The sequence below is a fragment of the uncultured Brevundimonas sp. genome (assembly GCF_937870815.1).
Taxonomy (GTDB): domain Bacteria; phylum Pseudomonadota; class Alphaproteobacteria; order Caulobacterales; family Caulobacteraceae; genus Brevundimonas.
Genome location: NZ_CALMZS010000141.1, coordinates 1 through 3,059, shown reverse-complemented (window position 1 = coordinate 3,059; position 3,059 = coordinate 1). Strand labels below are relative to the sequence as shown.

Annotated in this window: 1 protein-coding gene; it reads left to right on the top strand. The window is 65.6% G+C overall.

Annotation, left to right across the window (positions count from 1 at the left end):
• The first annotated feature begins 365 nt into the window (after window positions 1-365).
• Entirely contained in the window at window positions 366-3,035 is a 2,670-nt protein-coding gene (locus Q0588_RS09280; protein WP_298745672.1) for a TonB-dependent receptor, read from the top strand.
• Window positions 3,036-3,059: the final 24 nt, after the last annotated feature.

Genomic DNA, 3,059 nt, shown 5'->3' with positions numbered 1-3,059 from the left:
GGGTGCTCGGCCCAAAATCGCCTCCGCTCGTGTGACAGCGCTAGGGAGTCCGGTCCGGCTTGGCAATCGTGAGCGCGCCGCAGCGACCGCACCTGTAACATTTTTGCAACCGGTTGCCGGAAGCCGGGCCAGCATACGTATGCGATCTTCCGCGCCCGGCCTGCCAACCGATAGAGGGCGGCTGGGAGAAGGAAGGCCGAATGTCGGCCATCCTCCATGCGATGACGTGGATCGAGCGCCTGAAGGCGCAGCGACCGTCGCATCTTGGGGATTTATCGCACATGGCATTTCGCAAGCAGCTGAGCGGCGTGAGCGCACCGGCTCTGGCTCTGGCGCTGATTGGCGGGTTCGCCCCAGCGGCCGTCATGGCGCAGGACACAACCGGCGACGACGCCAACGCCGTCACCAGCGAGGATGAAAACGCGATCGTCGTCACCGGCATCCGCGCGGCGATCGACAATTCGGTCGCCCAGAAGCGCGAGAACACCTCCATCGTCGAGGTCGTCAGCGCCGAAGACCTGGGCAAGCTGCCCGACCTGTCGATCGCGGAATCGCTCTCGCGCCTGCCCGGCCTCGCCACCCAGCGGCTCGACGGGCGCGCCAATGTCGTTTCGATCCGCGGACTTGCCCCCGACTTCACCACCACGCTGATGAACGGGCGCGAGCAGGTCAGCGCCAGCAACAACCGCGGCGTCGAGTTCGACCAGTATCCGTCCGAACTGCTGGGCAGCGTGGTCGTCTACAAGACCCCCGACGCCGCTCTCATCGGTCAGGGTCTGGCGGGCACCGCCGACCTTCGCGTCATTCGACCGCTGGAATTCGGTCGCCAGGCCATCGCGGCGAACCTGCGCTACGAGCTTAACGACATCGGCGCGCTGAACGCGGGGACGGATGACAGCGGTTGGCGCTACAGCGTGTCCTACATCGACCAGTTCGCCGACGACACGGTCGGCATCGTGCTGGGCTACGCCCACATCGAGAGCCCGTACCAGTCCGAACGTTTCAACGCCTGGGGCTATCCCGAGGTGACCGGCGGCGGCCCCCGGGTGATCGGGGGGGCCAAACCCTATGTCATGTCGGCCAACCTGGAGCGGAACGGCTATATCGGCGTGCTGGAGCTGCGTCCGAACGATCGCGTCCACATGACGTTCGACGCCTTCTATTCGGAATTCGACAACACCCAGATCCTGCGCGGCATCGAGCTGCCGCTGTTCTGGTCGGCGGCCCAGTTGCAGCCGGGCTTCACCGTCGAGGACGGACTGGTCGTCGCCGGCACCTACACCGATGTCAAGGGCGTGGTCCGCAACGACGTCAACACGCGTGACAGCAACCTGACGTCACTCGGTTGGAACGGCGAGTTCCAGCTCAATGACGCCTGGGCGCTGAACGCCGATGTCAACTACTCTTCGGTCGAGCGCACCGATCAGATCCTGGAAACCTACGCCGGCACCGGCCGGGGGCCCGTCGGCGCGACCGACACCATCGGCTTCAGGACCAGCGACGACATCACCCGCTTCTCCCCTGGCCTCGACTACGGCGACTTCAACCTGATCCGCCTGACCAGCCCGCAGGGCTGGGGCGGGGATGTCATCCCCGGCGGCCAGGACGGCTATCTGAACTCTCCGACGGTCAATGACGAACTGACCGGCGCCAGGGTGTCGCTGGAAGGCGATGTGGACTGGTCCTTCATCAGCGGCGTCGAGGTCGGCGTCTATGCATCGAAGCGCGAGAAGGAATTCATCAACGACCAGTTCTACCTGGGCATCCCCGGCGGCGCCTCGCCTGTCGTGCCGGAGGCGTTCCGTCTCGATCCGACTTCGCTGGCCTACCTCGGTATTCCCCGGATGATCAGCTACGACGCCCTGGGCCTGGTCCAGAGCGGCTTCTACAACCTGGTCCGCAACCCGAACGCCGACGTGCGAGCGGGCAACTGGTTCGTCGAGGAGCGGGTCACTACACCGTTCGTCAAGTTCGACATCGACACGACGGTGGGCCCCTTCCCCCTGACCGGCAATTTCGGCGTCCAGGCCCAGCATACCGAGCAAAGCTCCGACGGCTTCGCCGCGCGTCAGCTCGGCACCGGCGTCTCCGAATCCATCGCCATCTCGGGCGGCGACGAATACTGGGAGGTGCTGCCCAGCGCCAACCTGATCTTCGAATTGGCCGACTCGCGCTTCCTGCGCCTTGCCGCCGCCCGCACCCTGTCGCGCGCGCGGATGGACCAGATGCGCGCCAGCCGGACCTTCAGCTACAATCTCAACCGCGACGATGCCGCCGACCCGGTCCCCGGCAGCCCGGCCTATGATCCGCAGAACCCGCCCTTCACCGGCGGCGGCGGCAACCCGCAACTGCGGCCGTGGATCGCCAACGTCTTCGACATCTCGTTCGAGCAGTATTTCGGCCGCTCGGCCTACTTCTCGGTCGCGGCCTTCTACAAGGACCTCGAAACCTACGTTTACGACCGGACGACGACCTTCGACTACACCGGCTTCCCGCCGGCGACCGGGGTCTATCGCCAGGGCACCTATACGCAGCCGGAGAACGGCGAGGGCGGCGAAATCTACGGCGTCGAGTTCGCGGTCTCGACCCCCTTCGACTTCATCTCCCCCTGGTTGGAAGGATTCGGCGGCCAGCTGTCTGTGTCGCGGACCGAAAGCAAGATTCAGCCGGACCCGGGCAACCCGGCCACGCCGATCCCCGGCCTGTCGGAAACGGTCGCGAACCTCACCCTGTACTATGAGAAGGACGGCATCCAGGCCCGTGTCTCGAACCGTTACCGGTCCGAGTTCCTGGGCGAGGTCGCCGGATTCGGCAACGGCCGCACCTTCCGGCAGGTCGCGCCCGAGAACATCGTCGACGCCCAGATCGGCTACGAGTTCCAGTCCGGCCCGCTGGAAGGCCTGTCGGCCTTGTTCCAGGTCAACAACCTGACCGACGAGCCGTTCTACACCTACGAGGCCGACGACGAGCGCCGCATCATCGACCATCAGTCCTACGGCCGCACCTTCCTGTTCGGCGTCAACTACCGCTACTGATCGGCCCGACCGATCCGCGCGACA